The organism is Pseudomonas sp. XP1, from assembly GCF_053557675.1.
Genome location: NZ_JBNRIJ010000002.1, coordinates 291,013 through 304,064 on the forward strand (window position 1 = coordinate 291,013; position 13,052 = coordinate 304,064).

15 protein-coding genes are annotated in these 13,052 nt (G+C 62.9%); 3 read left to right on the forward strand and 12 right to left on the reverse strand.

Going from position 1 to position 13,052, the window contains the following annotated elements; translation table 11 throughout:
• The 10 genes from ACK1U9_RS03665 to ccoN (ACK1U9_RS03710) all read right to left on the reverse strand — a co-directional run.
• The coding region (locus ACK1U9_RS03665) for a FixH family protein (RefSeq protein ID WP_449109709.1) at window positions 1-510 on the reverse strand (510 nt) is incomplete at its 3' end.
• Between the two features lie 15 nt (window positions 511-525).
• Window positions 526-1,941: a cytochrome c oxidase accessory protein CcoG gene (gene ccoG / locus ACK1U9_RS03670; RefSeq protein ID WP_046615056.1), complete on the reverse strand. Its 1,416-nt coding sequence runs from the start codon at window positions 1,939-1,941 to the stop codon at window positions 526-528.
• Between the two features lie 322 nt (window positions 1,942-2,263).
• Complete coding sequence (ccoP, locus tag ACK1U9_RS03675; protein ID WP_449109710.1) at window positions 2,264-3,241, reverse strand: cytochrome-c oxidase, cbb3-type subunit III; 978 nt, start codon at window positions 3,239-3,241, stop codon at window positions 2,264-2,266.
• Window positions 3,238-3,429 carry a CcoQ/FixQ family Cbb3-type cytochrome c oxidase assembly chaperone gene (locus ACK1U9_RS03680; protein ID WP_003259925.1) on the reverse strand — a complete coding sequence of 64 codons (192 nt, stop codon included), beginning with the start codon at window positions 3,427-3,429 and terminating at the stop codon, window positions 3,238-3,240. Before ACK1U9_RS03680 ends, ccoP (ACK1U9_RS03675) begins: the two co-directional genes overlap by 4 nt.
• A 5-nt stretch (window positions 3,430-3,434) precedes the next feature.
• Window positions 3,435-4,043 (reverse strand): cytochrome-c oxidase, cbb3-type subunit II, encoded by a 609-nt coding sequence (gene ccoO, locus ACK1U9_RS03685; protein WP_023381407.1) that lies wholly within the window; start codon window positions 4,041-4,043, stop codon window positions 3,435-3,437.
• Window positions 4,043-5,485, reverse strand: a complete 1,443-nt coding sequence (ccoN, locus tag ACK1U9_RS03690) for a cytochrome-c oxidase, cbb3-type subunit I (protein WP_015271137.1) — start codon at window positions 5,483-5,485, stop codon at window positions 4,043-4,045. The genes ccoO (ACK1U9_RS03685) and ccoN (ACK1U9_RS03690) overlap by 1 nt, the downstream gene beginning before the upstream one ends.
• Window positions 5,486-5,928: 443 nt before the next feature.
• The gene (gene ccoP, locus ACK1U9_RS03695; protein WP_085601249.1) at window positions 5,929-6,870 is read right to left on the reverse strand and encodes a cytochrome-c oxidase, cbb3-type subunit III; all 942 of its coding nucleotides are present in this window, start codon (window positions 6,868-6,870) and stop codon (window positions 5,929-5,931) included.
• Window positions 6,867-7,061: a cbb3-type cytochrome oxidase subunit 3 gene (locus ACK1U9_RS03700; protein WP_023661030.1), complete on the reverse strand. Its 195-nt coding sequence runs from the start codon at window positions 7,059-7,061 to the stop codon at window positions 6,867-6,869. The genes ccoP (ACK1U9_RS03695) and ACK1U9_RS03700 overlap by 4 nt, the downstream gene beginning before the upstream one ends.
• Window positions 7,062-7,066: 5 nt before the next feature.
• A complete protein-coding gene (gene ccoO, locus ACK1U9_RS03705; protein WP_013973492.1) occupies window positions 7,067-7,675 on the reverse strand; it encodes a cytochrome-c oxidase, cbb3-type subunit II in 609 nt (202 codons plus the stop codon).
• Between the two features lie 13 nt (window positions 7,676-7,688).
• On the reverse strand, window positions 7,689-9,113 hold the full coding sequence (ccoN, locus tag ACK1U9_RS03710; RefSeq protein ID WP_013973491.1) for a cytochrome-c oxidase, cbb3-type subunit I: 1,425 nt from the start codon (window positions 9,111-9,113) through the stop codon (window positions 7,689-7,691).
• 50 nt (window positions 9,114-9,163) lie between these two features.
• On the opposite strand from ccoN (ACK1U9_RS03710), the gene ACK1U9_RS03715 reads away from it, so the two are divergent.
• Window positions 9,164-9,856: an alpha/beta family hydrolase gene (locus ACK1U9_RS03715; protein ID WP_449109711.1), complete on the forward strand. Its 693-nt coding sequence runs from the start codon at window positions 9,164-9,166 to the stop codon at window positions 9,854-9,856.
• Window positions 9,857-9,968: 112 nt separating this feature from the next.
• Here ACK1U9_RS03715 and ppnP read toward each other — a convergent pair whose 3' ends face one another.
• Together ppnP and ACK1U9_RS03725 are read right to left on the reverse strand one after the other, a co-directional pair.
• Window positions 9,969-10,253: a pyrimidine/purine nucleoside phosphorylase gene (ppnP, locus tag ACK1U9_RS03720; RefSeq protein WP_043203870.1), complete on the reverse strand. Its 285-nt coding sequence runs from the start codon at window positions 10,251-10,253 to the stop codon at window positions 9,969-9,971.
• Window positions 10,254-10,327: 74 nt separating this feature from the next.
• On the reverse strand, window positions 10,328-10,879 hold the full coding sequence (locus ACK1U9_RS03725) for an exonuclease domain-containing protein (RefSeq protein ID WP_046615061.1): 552 nt from the start codon (window positions 10,877-10,879) through the stop codon (window positions 10,328-10,330).
• A gap of 172 nt (window positions 10,880-11,051) precedes the next feature.
• Between ACK1U9_RS03725 and ACK1U9_RS03730 the strand changes: the two genes are divergently transcribed.
• Both ACK1U9_RS03730 and ACK1U9_RS03735 read left to right on the forward strand, forming a co-directional pair.
• Window positions 11,052-11,852, forward strand: coding sequence for a substrate-binding periplasmic protein (locus tag ACK1U9_RS03730; RefSeq protein WP_046615062.1), 801 nt, complete (start codon window positions 11,052-11,054; stop codon window positions 11,850-11,852).
• Window positions 11,853-11,915: 63 nt separating this feature from the next.
• A complete protein-coding gene (locus ACK1U9_RS03735) occupies window positions 11,916-12,929 on the forward strand; it encodes a GNAT family N-acetyltransferase (RefSeq protein WP_108479804.1) in 1,014 nt (337 codons plus the stop codon).
• Window positions 12,930-13,052 lie beyond the last annotated feature (123 nt).

Genomic DNA, 13,052 nt, shown 5'->3' on the forward strand with positions numbered 1-13,052 from the left:
ACCTTGCAAGGCTTCATCACCCAGCTGCAAGGTCACACCATGCTCCACCTTTTCTTCCTCGAACAGGCGCCAAACCTGGCCGCCTTCGCTACCCAGCAGCTCGACGAAGCGCCGCCCGTCAACCTTGTCCTCCAGCTGCCCCACATAGCGCCCAGCCTCGACCCGGCTCAGCAGCACCTTGCGGTCTTTCTCCGGCTGGGTTGGCGAGATCAGGTTCAGCTCCAGGCTCTGCGGGTCGCTGTCGCCGGCCAGGCGCACATCCACTTCGCCGGTCAGTTCGTCCAGGTGCACGCCGGCCTTCAGGCCCAGCGTCTGCGCCAGCAGTTCCCGGTCCAGCGAGCGGTTGATGCCCTTGCCAGCTTCGTAGTAGTTGTCGTTCACCAGGTTGTCCGGGTTGTGCACGGCGATGCTGACCATGGTCAGGCTCAGGCACACCGAGGTGGCGAGGATGCCGATGATGATCCAGGGCCAGAGGTGCTTGTACCAGGGGCTGGCGGCGGTGGCAGGCATTGTGGGTTATCTCTCTCAGCGGATCTGTGGGCCGATGAAGCGGCTCTTGGCTTCAACCTGGGCGTCGCTGTCATCGGCGCTCTTGAGGATGAAGGTGATTTCGTTGGTGGTCGACGGCAGTTTCTCGGGCGCGATCGACAGTTGCACCGGCAGGCTGACGATGTCACCAGCGTCCACGCGGATTTCGCGCTGGCCTTCAAGCTTCAGGTCCGGCAGGCCGGTGGCGTCCAGCACGTAGACGTGGTCACGCTGGTCCTTGTTCATCACCTTCAGGCTGTACACGTTCTCGATTCGGCCCTGGGCGTTCTCGCGGTACAGCACGCGGTCCTTGCTCACATCGAAACCGACCAGCGAGCGGGTGGCAAAAGCGGTGGCCAAGCCGACCATCATCACCAGCAGTACCACGGCATAGCCGATCAGGCGCGGGCGCAGCAGGTGGGTCTTCTGCCCGGAAAGGTTGTGTTCGGTGGTGTAGCTGATCAGCCCCCTGGGGTAGTTCATCTTGTCCATGATGTTGTCGCAGGCGTCGATGCACGCAGCGCAGCCGATGCACTCGATCTGCAGGCCGTCACGGATGTCGATGCCGGTGGGGCAGACCTGCACGCACATGGTGCAGTCGATGCAGTCGCCCAGGCCCGCGGCCTTGTAGTCCAGATCCTTTTTGCGCGGGCCGCGGGTTTCGCCACGGCGCGGGTCGTAGGAAACGATCAGCGTGTCCTTGTCGAACATCACGCTCTGGAAGCGCGCGTAGGGGCACATGTACACGCACACCTGCTCGCGCAGCCAGCCGGCGTTGCCGTAGGTGGCGAGCGTGAAGAAGCCGACCCAGAAGTAGGCCCAGCCGTCGGCCTGGCCGGTAAAGAATTCGGTGGCCAGTTCACGGATCGGCGAGAAGTAGCCGACGAAGGTCATGCCGGTGACGAAACCGATCAGCAGCCACAGGCTGTGCTTGGCGAACTTGCGCAGGAACTTGTTGCCGCTCATGGGGGCCTTGTCGAGCTTCATGCGCTGGTTGCGGTCGCCTTCGGTGACCTTTTCGCACCACATGAAAATCCAGGTCCACACGCTTTGCGGGCAGGTGTAGCCGCACCACACCCGGCCGGCGAACACGGTGATGAAGAACAGGCCGAATGCGGCCACGATGAGAATGCCCGAAAGCAGGATGAAGTCTTGCGGCCAGATGGTAGCGCCGAAGATGTAGAACTTGCGCTCGGGCAGGTTCCACCACACGGCCTGGTGGCCGCCCCAGTTCAACCACACGGTGCCGAAGTACAACAAAAACAACACAGCCCCACCGACCATGCGCAGGCGTCGGAACAGGCCGGTGAAGGCACGGGTGTAGATCTTTTCCCGGGAGGCGTAGAGGTCGACGGAATCCTTCCCTTTGTTGGCAGGCGGGGTCACGTCATGTACCGGAATTTGCTTGCTCATCATCAAGTCCCACGGCAGTGGAGAAACGCCGCAGCCAGTGCGTGCCGGCCGCAGTCTCGCGCAATCTGCTAGCGCTCTGCGGCCCATGATACGCCGCTGATGGCAGTATGGGGCTGCACTGCGACCTTTAGTCGCGTTGGGTTCGTGGCACGAATCGTGTTATTGCGGGTGTCAATTGATCCAGGTCATGGAGCCTGCAACAAATGTGTTTTCAGTATCGGCCTCTTCGCGGGTGAACCCGCTCCCACAGGGACCGCACAGATCCCGAAGCCAGCGCAGTACCTGTGGGAGCGGGTTCACCCGCGAAGAGGCCGAGCCTGCCTTACTCGGCCTTGGCCGGTTCGGCCTGCTGCGACAGGCTGTAAACATACGCCGCCAGCAAGTGCACCTTGTCATTCCCCTGCAACTGCTCCTGGGCCGGCATCTGCCCCTGGCGACCGTAGCGGATGGTCTGCTGCAACTGGGCAAAGCTCGAACCGTAGATGAACGCCTGCGGATGGGTCAGGTTCGGCGCGCCCATGGCTGGCGTACCCTTGCCCTCTGGCCCGTGGCAGGCCACGCAGTTGGCGGCGAAGATCTTTTGCCCGTTCTCGGCATCGGCCTTCACGCCCTCTGGCAGGGTGCGGCCATCGAGCTTGCTGACCACGAATGCGGCCACATCGGCCACGCCCTGGTCACCGATCACTTCGGCCCAGGCCGGCATCACGCCGTGGCGACCGCCCATGATGGTGGTCTTGATGGTGTCTGGCTCGCCGCCCCAGCGCCAGTCGTTGTCGGTGAGGTTGGGGAAGCCGAAGGCACCCTTGGCGTCGGAGCCGTGGCACACCGAGCAGTTGGAAGCGAACAGCCGCGCGCCCATCTTCAGTGCCTGTGGGTCCTTGGCCACCTCGGTGATGGGCATGGCGGCGAACTTGGCGAAGATCGGCCCGAAGCGGGCGTCGGCCTTGGCCATTTCCTTTTCCCATTCGTGCACGCCGGTCCAGCCCGGCTGGCCGTTGGAAAACTCGGTCTGCTTGTCGTTATCCAGGTACGAGTAGCCCGGCAGGACGCCTTTCCAGTTGCCCAGGCCTGGGTACAGCACCAGGTAGCCGAGGGCGAAGACGATGGTGCCGACGAACAGCCAGAACCACCATTTCGGCAGCGGGTTGTCGTACTCCTCGATGCCATCGAATGCATGCCCGACGGTTTCGTCGGTGACCTCTTCGCGCTGGCCCTTGCGGGTCGACAGCAGCAGCCAGGTCAACGAGAAGATGGTGCCCAGGGTCAGGGCGGTAACGTACAGACTCCAGAAGGTTGTCATTGTTTTTTGCTCCCAGAAGCTTTTGCTTGCTCGACGTGCCGGCTGGCTTCGGGGTCATCCGCGAAGGGCAGTTGGGTCGCTTCGTCGAAGTCCTTCTTGCGCCGGGGGTTGAATACCCACAGCGCCAGGCCCACGAAGGCCACCATCACCACGACGGTGCCCAGGCCGCGAATCATCCCGATATCCATCAGCGTCACCGTTTGCTCTTGATGATGGTGCCAAGACCCTGCAGGTACGCGACGATGGCGTCCATTTCGGTCTTGCCCTTGACCGCGTCGCGGGCCCCGGCGATGTCGGCGTCGGTGTACGGCACGCCGAGGGTGCGCAGCACTTCCATCTTCTTCGCGGTGTCCTTGCCGTCGAGCTTGTTCTCGACCAGCCACGGGTACGACGGCATCTTCGATTCCGGTACGACGTTGCGCGGGTTGTACAGGTGCGCACGGTGCCAGTCATCGGAGTAGCGGCCACCGACCCGCGCCAGGTCCGGCCCGGTGCGCTTGGAACCCCACAGGAACGGGTGGTCCCACACGCTCTCGCCGGCCACCGAGTAATGGCCGTAGCGTTCGGTTTCGGCACGGAACGGGCGGATCATCTGCGAGTGGCAGCCCACGCAGCCTTCGCGGATGTAGATATCGCGGCCTTCAAGTTCCAGCGCGGTGCGCGGCTTCATGCCTTCCACGGGTTTGTTGGTGACGTCCTGGAAAAACAGCGGGACGATCTGGGTCAGGCCACCGACGCTCACGGCGATGACCATGAAGAAGGCCAGCAGGCCTATGTTCTTCTCGACGGCTTCATGCTTCATCAGTGCGCTCCCACTACGACGATCTTGGCGGCTTCCTCGGCCTGTGCCGGGTTGGCGGCACGTACGGTACGGAACACGTTGTAGGCCATCAGCAGCATGCCGGTGGCGAAGAACGCACCGCCCAGGGCGCGGACGATATAGCCAGGATGGCTGGCCTGCAGGGCTTCGACGAAGGAGTAGGTGAGGGTGCCGTCATCGTTGATGGCGCGCCACATCAGGCCCTGGGTGATGCCGTTTACCCACATCGAGGCGATGTACAGCACGGTACCGATGGTAGCCAGCCAGAAGTGCGCGTTGATCAGGCCGACGCTGTGCATCTGCTCGCGGCCATACAGGCGCGGGATCATGTGGTACACGGCGCCGATCGAGATCATCGCCACCCAGCCGAGGGCGCCGGCGTGGACGTGGCCGATGGTCCAGTCGGTGTAGTGAGACAGCGAGTTCACGGTCTTGATGGCCATCATCGGGCCTTCGAAGGTGGACATGCCGTAGAACGCCAGCGATACCACCAGGAAGCGCAGGATCGGGTCGGTGCGCAGTTTGTGCCAGGCACCGGACAGGGTCATCATGCCGTTGATCATGCCGCCCCAGCTTGGCGCCAGCAGGATGATCGACATGACCATGCCCAGCGACTGTGCCCAGTCAGGCAGGGCGGTGTAGTGCAGGTGGTGCGGGCCGGCCCAGATGTACAGGGTGATCAGCGCCCAGAAGTGCACGATCGACAGGCGATACGAGTAGATCGGGCGTTCGGCCTGCTTGGGTACGAAGTAGTACATCATCCCCAGAAAACCGGTGGTGAGGAAGAAGCCCACGGCGTTGTGGCCGTACCACCACTGGATCATAGCGTCGGTGGCGCCGGAGTAGGCCGAGTACGACTTGAACAGGCTTACCGGCAGCGAGATGTGGTTGACGATGTGCAGCATCGCCGTAACCACGATGAAGGCGCCGTAGAACCAGTTGCCGACATAGATGTGCTTGGTCTTGCGCTTGACGATGGTGCCGAAGAACACCAGCCCGTAGGTGACCCAGACGATGGCCAGCAGGATCGCCAGCGGCCACTCGAGCTCGGCGTATTCCTTGGTGGTGGTATAGCCCATCGGCAGGGTGATCAGCGCCCCGACGATCACCGCCTGCCAACCCCAGAAGGTGAAGGCGGCCATGCTGTCGGAAATCAGCCGGGTCTGGCAGGTGCGTTGCACCACGTAGTAGCTGGTGCCGAACAGCGCACAGCCCCCGAAGGCGAAGATCACCAGGTTGGTGTGCAGCGGGCGCAGGCGGCCGAAGCTGGTCCAGGGCAGGTCCAGGTTCAGTTGCGGCCATACCAGCTGCGAGGCGATGAAGACGCCGAGGCCCATGCCAAGGATCCCCCAGACCACCGTCATGATGGCGAACTGGCGGACGACCTTATAGTTATAAGCAGTCGGACTGATTGCTGTGCTCATTGCTAAGGTTCCACGGTTTTGATGTTCTTGTTGGTCGAAAAATCGGCGCCAGTATTGATAACCACCGAGGTTACCGCAACGCAACTTTGGTACGCCGACCCGTGCCCGAGCCCGTTCACTGATGTCCCGCAGTAATCGGGTCTTGGCGATTGTACACAAATAAATATTTGTTATGTGTACCGTTTTTCGCCTTTTTCTGATCGATCGGTCAAGCTTTTTATCGGGACGGCGACAGGCTACGCGCCGCGTCTGCTTCGGTCCTTTCGGAGCGAAGCCCACTGAGGCAACAAGCTTAGTTCTGTTCGGAGGGGGTGCAAGGAGGGGTAGAGCGGGGAGAGGGGCTGCTTTGCAGCCCTTCGCGGGCTTGCCCGCTCCCACAGGTTCACCACAATACTTGAAATCTGTGGTTAACCTGTGGGAGCGGGCGAGCCCGCGAATGGGTGTTACTTGGCAGTCAGGTCTGGCGAAGCTTGATCCTGCGACAGGCTATACACATACGCCGCCAGCAGGTGCACCTTGTCGTTGCCCTGGATCTCCGCCTGCGCCGGCATCTGACCCTGGCGACCATAGCGAATGGTCTGCTGCAGCTGGGCAAAGCTCGAACCGTAGATGAACGCCTGCGGGTGGGTCAGGTCTGGCGCGCCCATGGCCGGGGTGCCCTTGCCTTCAGGCCCGTGGCAGGCCACGCAATTGCCGGCGAAGATTTCCTTGCCCTTGGCGGCGTCGGCCTTGACCCCTTCCGGCAGGGGGCGGCCATCGAGGTTGGTGAGCACGAACGCGGCCACATCCGCTACACCCTGCTCGCCGATCACTTCGGCCCAGGCTGGCATCACGCCGTGACGACCGTTCATGATCGACGCCTTGATGGTTTCTGCCTCGCCGCCCCAGCGCCAGTCCTTGTCGGTGAGGTTGGGGAAGCCATAGGCACCCTTGGCATCCGAGCCATGGCACACCGAGCAGTTGGAGGCGAACAGGCGGCTGCCCATCTTCAGTGCCTGCGGATCCTTGGCCACTTCTTCCACGGGCATGGCGGCGTACTTGGCGAAGATCGGGCCGAATCTTGCGTCAGCCTTTTCCATCTCCTTCTGCCATTCGTTGGCGCCGGTCCAGCCATTTTCATAGCCCGGCAGGATGCCCTTCCAGTTGCCCAGGCCCGGGTAGAGGATCAGGTAGCCGACCGAGAACACCAGGGTGCCGACGAACAGCCAGAACCACCACTTGGGCAGCGGGTTGTCGTATTCCTCGATGCCGTCGAAGCTGTGGCCCATGGTCTGGTCGGTGGTGTTGCTGCTCTGGCCCTTGCGGGTGGCGAGCAGCAGCCAGGTCAGGCCAATCAGGCTACCGATGGTCAGTACGCAGATGTACGTACTCCAGAAGGTGGTCATTGCCCGTTACTCCTTTTTGCAGCAGGTTCCTGTCCGGCAGAGGGCAGGCGGTCGTCGACGAAGGGCAGCAGGCGCGCTTCGGCGAAATCACGGTCGCGGCGGCGATTGAATACCCACAGGGTGAGGCCGATGAAGGCGATCATCACCACAAGGGTGCCCAGGCCGCGAATCATGCCGATGTCCATTCCCATCGCATTCACCTCTTGTTCTTGATCGCGGTGCCGAGCACCTGCAGGTAGGCGACCAAGGCGTCCATTTCGGTCTTGCCCTTGACCGCGTCTCGGGCGCCGGCGATGTCATCGTCGGTGTACGGCACGCCCAAGGTGCGCAGGGTGCGCATCTTGGTGTCGGTATGGCTGTTGTCGACCTGCTGGGCGACCAGCCATGGGTACGACGGCATCTTCGACTCCGGTACCACGTTGCGCGGGTTGTACAGGTGCGCACGGTGCCAGTCGTCCGAGTAGCGGCCACCGACCCGGGCCAGGTCCGGCCCGGTGCGCTTGGAGCCCCACAGGAACGGGTGGTCCCATACGCTTTCACCTGCCACCGAGTAGTGGCCATAGCGCTCGGTTTCGGCACGGAACGGGCGGATCATCTGCGAATGGCAGCCCACGCAGCCTTCGCGGATGTAGATATCGCGGCCTTCCAGTTGCAGCGCGGTGTAGGGCTTCATGCCCTCCACCGGCTTGTTGGTGACGTCCTGGAAGAACAGCGGGACGATCTGGGTCAGGCCGCCGATACTGACGGCAAATACCATCAGCAGGGCCAGCAGGCCGACGTTTTTCTCGATGACTTCATGTTTCATCAGGCAGGTCTCCTCAAGCCAGCTGGGCGTTCGCAGGGGCGACATCGAGCGCCGGCGAACGCACGGTGCGCCAGGTGTTCCAGGCCATCAGGAACATGCCGCTGAGGAAGATCGCACCGCCGACGAAGCGCACGATGAAGCCTGGGTGGCTGGCCACCAGGGTTTCCACGAATGAGTAAGTGAGCGTGCCGTCGCTGTTGACCGCGCGCCACATCAGGCCCTGGGCGATGCCATTGACCCACATCGAGGCGATGTAAAGCACGGTGCCGATGGTGGCCAGCCAGAAGTGGGCGTTGATCAGGCCGATGCTGTACATGCGCTCCTTGCCGAACACTTTCGGGATGGTGTGGTACAACGCACCAATCGAAATCATCGCCACCCAGCCGAGGGCGCCGGCGTGCACGTGGCCGATGGTCCAGTCGGTGTAGTGGGACAGGGCGTTGACCGTCTTGATGGCCATCATCGGGCCTTCGAAGGTGGACATGCCATAGAACGCCAGCGACACCACCAGGAAGCGCAGGATCGGGTCGCTGCGCAGTTTGTGCCAGGCGCCGGACAGGGTCATCATGCCGTTGATCATGCCGCCCCAGCTTGGTGCCAGCAGGATCAGCGACATCACCATGCCCAGCGACTGCGCCCAGTCGGGCAGCGCGGTGTAGTGCAGGTGGTGCGGGCCGGCCCAGATGTACAGGGTGATCAGCGCCCAGAAGTGCACGATCGACAGGCGATAGGAATACACCGGGCGTTCGGCCTGCTTGGGCACGTAGTAGTACATCATCCCCAGGAAGCCCGCGGTCAGGAAGAAGCCCACGGCGTTGTGGCCGTACCACCACTGCACCATGGCATCGGTGGCGCCGGCATAGACCGAGTAGGACTTGGTCAGGCTGACCGGCAGTTCCAGGTTGTTGACGACGTGCAGCATCGCCACGGTGAGGATGAAGCCGCCGAAGAACCAGTTACCGACGTAGATGTGCTTGGTGTTGCGCTTCATCAGCGTGCCGAAGAACACGATGGCGTAGCTCACCCAGACGATGGTGATAAGGATGTCGATCGGCCATTCCAGTTCGGCGTATTCCTTGGAGCTGGTGTAGCCCAGCGGCAGGCTGATGGCCGCCAGCAGGATCACCAGTTGCCAGCCCCAGAAGGTGAACGCGGCCAGGCCCGGTGCGAACAGGGTGGTCTGGCAGGTGCGTTGCACCGAATAATAGGAGGTGGCGAACAGCGCACAGCCGCCGAAGGCGAAGATCACCGCATTGGTATGCAGGGGGCGCAGGCGGCCGAAGCTGGTCCAGGGGAGGTCGAAGTTGAGGGAAGGCCAGGCGAGCTGGGCGGCGATGAAGACGCCGAGCCCCATCCCGACGATTCCCCACACCACCGTCATGATGGCGAATTGGCGGACCACCTTGTAGTTATAGGCGGTACTGCTGGTTGTGTTCATGTATGGGTTCCCATCCACGGTTATTTGGCAGGCTTTACAGCGAGGCAAGCATGATTAATGGGCAATGTGCCGGTATTGACGGGGATCAATGGGCGAAGGTCGGAAATGTCCCAGGCTTGCGCTGCAATCCCCCGCACCTTCGGGGCAAGGACGGCTACAGGGGCTGCCTGATCCTGGCGCATGGCGCAGGTGCGCCGATGGACAGCGGGTTCATGGACGAAATGGCGCAAAGGCTTGCGGCGCTTGGGGTGGCGGTAGTGCGCTTCGAATTCCCGTACATGGCCGAACGCAGGGTTACCGGCGGCAAGCGGCCGCCCAACCCGCAGAAGGTATTGCTGGAATGCTGGCGCGAGGTGTACCGGCAGGTGCGACCTTTGGTCGCGGGCAAGCTGGCGGTGGGTGGCAAGTCCATGGGCGGGCGCATGGCCAGCCTGCTGGCCGATGAGCTGGGGGCGGATGCATTGGTGTGCCTGGGCTATCCGTTCTATGCGGTGGGCAAGCCGGAGAAGCCACGGGTCGAGCACCTGGCCGAATTGAAGACGCCGACGTTGATCGTGCAGGGTGAGCGAGATGCGCTGGGTAACCGCGAGGCGGTGGCAGGGTATGCGTTATCGCCGGCGATCGAAGTGAGCTGGCTGTTGGCAGGGGACCATGACCTGAAGCCGCTGAAGGCCTCGGGGTTCAGCCATGAGCAGCACTTGCAGGCCGCGGCTGAGAAGGTTGCAGCTTTCCTAAAAGACTAGTGCTGGATTCTTCGCGGGCTTGCCCGCTCCCACAGGTACTGCACAGGCCCGCAGCTTGTAGTGAACCTGTAGGAGCGGGCATGCCCGCGAAGAGGCCGGTACAGGCTACCGCTTAGTCACGGTACTCGCACAGGTAGGCAGTATCCACCGCCACCTTCAGCTGGAACTTGCTGTCGGCGGCCACATTGAACTTGTCACCGGCCTTGAAGGTTTCCCAGTTGTCGCTACCTGGCAGCTTCACGGTCAGCGCACCCGAAACCACGTGCATGATCTCGCGCTTGGCAGTGCCGAACTCGTATTCGCCCGGGGCCATCACGCCGACAGTGGCCGGGCCTTCTTCGCCCGCGAATGCGATCGACTTGACGGTGCCGTTGAAGTACTCGTTGACCTGGAACATGGGCGACTCCTGAAAAGGGGGGAGGAAAAAGGGCTGGCCAGTATGCCCAAGGCCACGGGCCCCGTCATCTGCTTTCAGGTAGCGTCCACCGGCAGGCTCAACGGCAGCAGCCGCGCAGTATTGCGCGCATCCTCCAGGGCCCGGTGCTGCTGCCCGCAAAAGTGCATGCCGGCCAGCTGCAGTGCACCATTGAGCCCGGCAGGGCGCTGCAGGTGGCGGGCCTTGGCGAAGCGTTGCTTGAGGTTGATGTGCGGCAGGGTCCGCAGCATGCTGTCCAGCCCATGCTGCTGCCACTCCTGGTGCAACTGCTGGCGGTCGTAGTCGCCCCAGCTGACCCAGGCCTGAAGCTGCCCGCGGTGGTGCCCGAGCCAGTGCTCGAAGCTTGCCCACACCTCGCGGAACGGTGCGGCACTGTCCACGCTGGCCTGGCTGATGTGGGTCAGTTCACGGCAGAATGGGGTCAGCTGCGGCCGCCGCCGGGGCTTCACGAAGCGCTGGAAGTGGTCGACCTCGCGGCCGTCGCGGGTAACCAGGCTTGCGCCGATTTCAATGACTTCCATCTCTGTGACCGGCCACCCACCATCGTCGGTGGTGGCTTCCAGGTCGATCACCAACCAGTGGCCCATATCAGGCTCCCTTGCAGATCCTGCTAGAGCGTAGCCAAACTCAGGGCATCCGGCACCCCCTGGCAATTTGCCCGCAGCTTTGGCGCAAAGGGCCATTAACCGGCAGTTGTGCCCGGCCCCGAAAACGCCTAGCTTAGGCGAACCCAGGCATGAACCGTGATGAGTGTCCGTCTTGACTCCAGCGCCCGGCCTCAAGGCCCTGTCTTCCCTGATGCTGCTGGCCGTGTTCTGGCTGGCGGTGCCGGCATGGGCGGCAAGTACTGTTGAAGTGAAGATTGGCGCGGCGCATTTTCCGCCCTACACCGTGCGCCCGGAGCAGGGTGCCGACACCGGTCTTCTGCCGCAGTTGGTCGACGCGCTCAACCGCGCGCAGCAGCACTACCGTTTCGTTCTGGTACCCACGTCCATTCAGCGGCGTTTCGGCGACTTCCAGCAAGGCCGTACCGACATGGCCATTTTCGAGAACCCGCAATGGGGCTGGCAGCAGATTCCCCACAAGACCGTGGACATGGGCCTGGAAGATGCCGAGGTGTTCGTCGCTCGCCAAGCCAATGGCGGTGACCCGCATTACTTCGACGACCTGAACGGCAAGCGCCTGGCGTTGTTCAATGGCTATCACTATGCGTTCGCCGGCTTCAACTCCGACCCTGAATACCTGCGCACCGCCTACAACGCGACCCTGACCTACTCCCACGACAGCAACCTGCTGATGGTGCAGGCAGGCCGCGCCGACATCGCCCTGGTCACGCGTTCCTACCTCAGCGATTTCCTGGCACGCAACCCGGCCAGCCGGGAGCGGTTGGTGCCCTCGCAACGCATTGACCAGGTCTACCATCACTACGCCTTGTTGCGCCCGGGGGCGCCCATCGGCGAGCAGTCGTTCGCGGCGCTGCTGCGGGCCCTGCGCGACAGTGGCGAGCTTGCGCGCATCTTCGAGCCCTACCGCATCACGGTGGCGGCCCCACGCGAGTAAATTCCCGTGGTGCGGCAACGTTCACAGCAGTGAGCCTTTTCTTCATTGCCGTGAGTAAAGCCAATGCCGTTCGATAACGCTTTGCAGCCCCGGTCAGCGCCACGCTGGCGCAGCCTCAGTGCCGAGGAGGGCGACAGCTGGCTGAGCCTTTCCCTCGAAGGCCGCCCGCTGATCCAGTTGCGCCTGGAGGTGGGCGCTTCCCTGCATGTTCACCTGGAGCGGCTGTGCCCCGAGCGCCCCTATCAGGCCTTGTGGGCCGCCTGTTATTGGCTGCTGGCCCGCGACACCGCCTGCCAGCGCCTGGCCTGGTACCTGCCCGAGGCGTTGCCCCAGGCATTGACCAGTGGCTTGCTGCTGGCCGGCGAGCAGCCTGGCCAATACCTGTGCGAGCGGGCGCTGTTCTGGCAGTTGCCGCAGCCATGGCTGGGTGAATCAGCCAGCGTGGCTTACCCGCAGCAGATGCAGATCAGCAACGGCAAGCGCCACCCACGCCGCGCGCCCAAGCCTCGTGGCGAGGTGTACCGGCGCTTCGATACGCGCCTGGGCAGCTGGGTATCGCTGCGTACCTTGGAAATCGAGCATGACCTGGAGCGCTTCAACCGTTGGCAGAACAACCCACGGGTGGAGGCGTTCTGGCAGGAGGCTGGCACCCTGGCGCAGCACCGCGAATACCTGGGCAAGCTCGAGGCCGACCCGCATGCCCTGACGCTGATCGGCTGCTTCGATGACCAGCCGTTTGCCTACTTTGAAGCGTATTGGGCCAAGGAAGACCGCATTGCGCCGTTCTACCCGGCCAATGACTACGACCGTGGCATCCACATGCTGGTAGGGGAAGAGAGCCACCGCGGGCCGCACAAGGTGGCCAGCTGGTTATCGGCGCTGGTGCACTACCTGTTCCTGGATGACCCGCGCACCCAGCGGGTGGTGGCCGAACCGCGTGCCGACAACGGCAAGATGATCGGCTACATGCACGACCAGTGCTTCCATTGCGACAAGGAATTCGACTTCCCGCACAAGCGCGCGGCGTTGATGATTCTGGGGCGGGAGCGGTTTTTCGATCGCTGCAAACTGGCTTGATATCGAGGTGGCTTCTTCGCGGGCGCGCCCGCTCCCACAGGTACTCCACAGTCTTTGAGGTCGGTGCTTATCCTGTGGGCGGTTACCCGCTGCCGCAATATTGATCGCGCCACTCAGCACCAT

What these genes read in the sequence shown, in the direction of transcription:
- ccoG (WP_046615056.1), bottom strand. Translation starts at nt 1,941, where the DNA reads ATGAGCAAGCAAATTCCGGTACATGACGTGACCCCGCCTGCCAACAAA.
- ccoP (WP_449109710.1), bottom strand. Translation starts at nt 3,241, where the DNA reads ATGACAACCTTCTGGAGTCTGTACGTTACCGCCCTGACCCTGGGCACC.
- ACK1U9_RS03680 (WP_003259925.1), bottom strand. Translation starts at nt 3,429, where the DNA reads ATGGATATCGGGATGATTCGCGGCCTGGGCACCGTCGTGGTGATGGTG.
- ccoO (WP_023381407.1), bottom strand. Translation starts at nt 4,043, where the DNA reads ATGAAGCATGAAGCCGTCGAGAAGAACATAGGCCTGCTGGCCTTCTTC.
- ccoN (WP_015271137.1), bottom strand. Translation starts at nt 5,485, where the DNA reads ATGAGCACAGCAATCAGTCCGACTGCTTATAACTATAAGGTCGTCCGC.
- ccoP (WP_085601249.1), bottom strand. Translation starts at nt 6,870, where the DNA reads ATGACCACCTTCTGGAGTACGTACATCTGCGTACTGACCATCGGTAGC.
- ACK1U9_RS03700 (WP_023661030.1), bottom strand. Translation starts at nt 7,061, where the DNA reads ATGGGAATGGACATCGGCATGATTCGCGGCCTGGGCACCCTTGTGGTG.
- ccoO (WP_013973492.1), bottom strand. Translation starts at nt 7,675, where the DNA reads ATGAAACATGAAGTCATCGAGAAAAACGTCGGCCTGCTGGCCCTGCTG.
- ccoN (WP_013973491.1), bottom strand. Translation starts at nt 9,113, where the DNA reads ATGAACACAACCAGCAGTACCGCCTATAACTACAAGGTGGTCCGCCAA.
- ACK1U9_RS03715 (WP_449109711.1), top strand. Translation starts at nt 9,164, where the DNA reads ATGATTAATGGGCAATGTGCCGGTATTGACGGGGATCAATGGGCGAAG.
- ppnP (WP_043203870.1), bottom strand. Translation starts at nt 10,253, where the DNA reads ATGTTCCAGGTCAACGAGTACTTCAACGGCACCGTCAAGTCGATCGCA.
- ACK1U9_RS03725 (WP_046615061.1), bottom strand. Translation starts at nt 10,879, where the DNA reads ATGGGCCACTGGTTGGTGATCGACCTGGAAGCCACCACCGACGATGGT.
- ACK1U9_RS03735 (WP_108479804.1), top strand. Translation starts at nt 11,916, where the DNA reads ATGCCGTTCGATAACGCTTTGCAGCCCCGGTCAGCGCCACGCTGGCGC.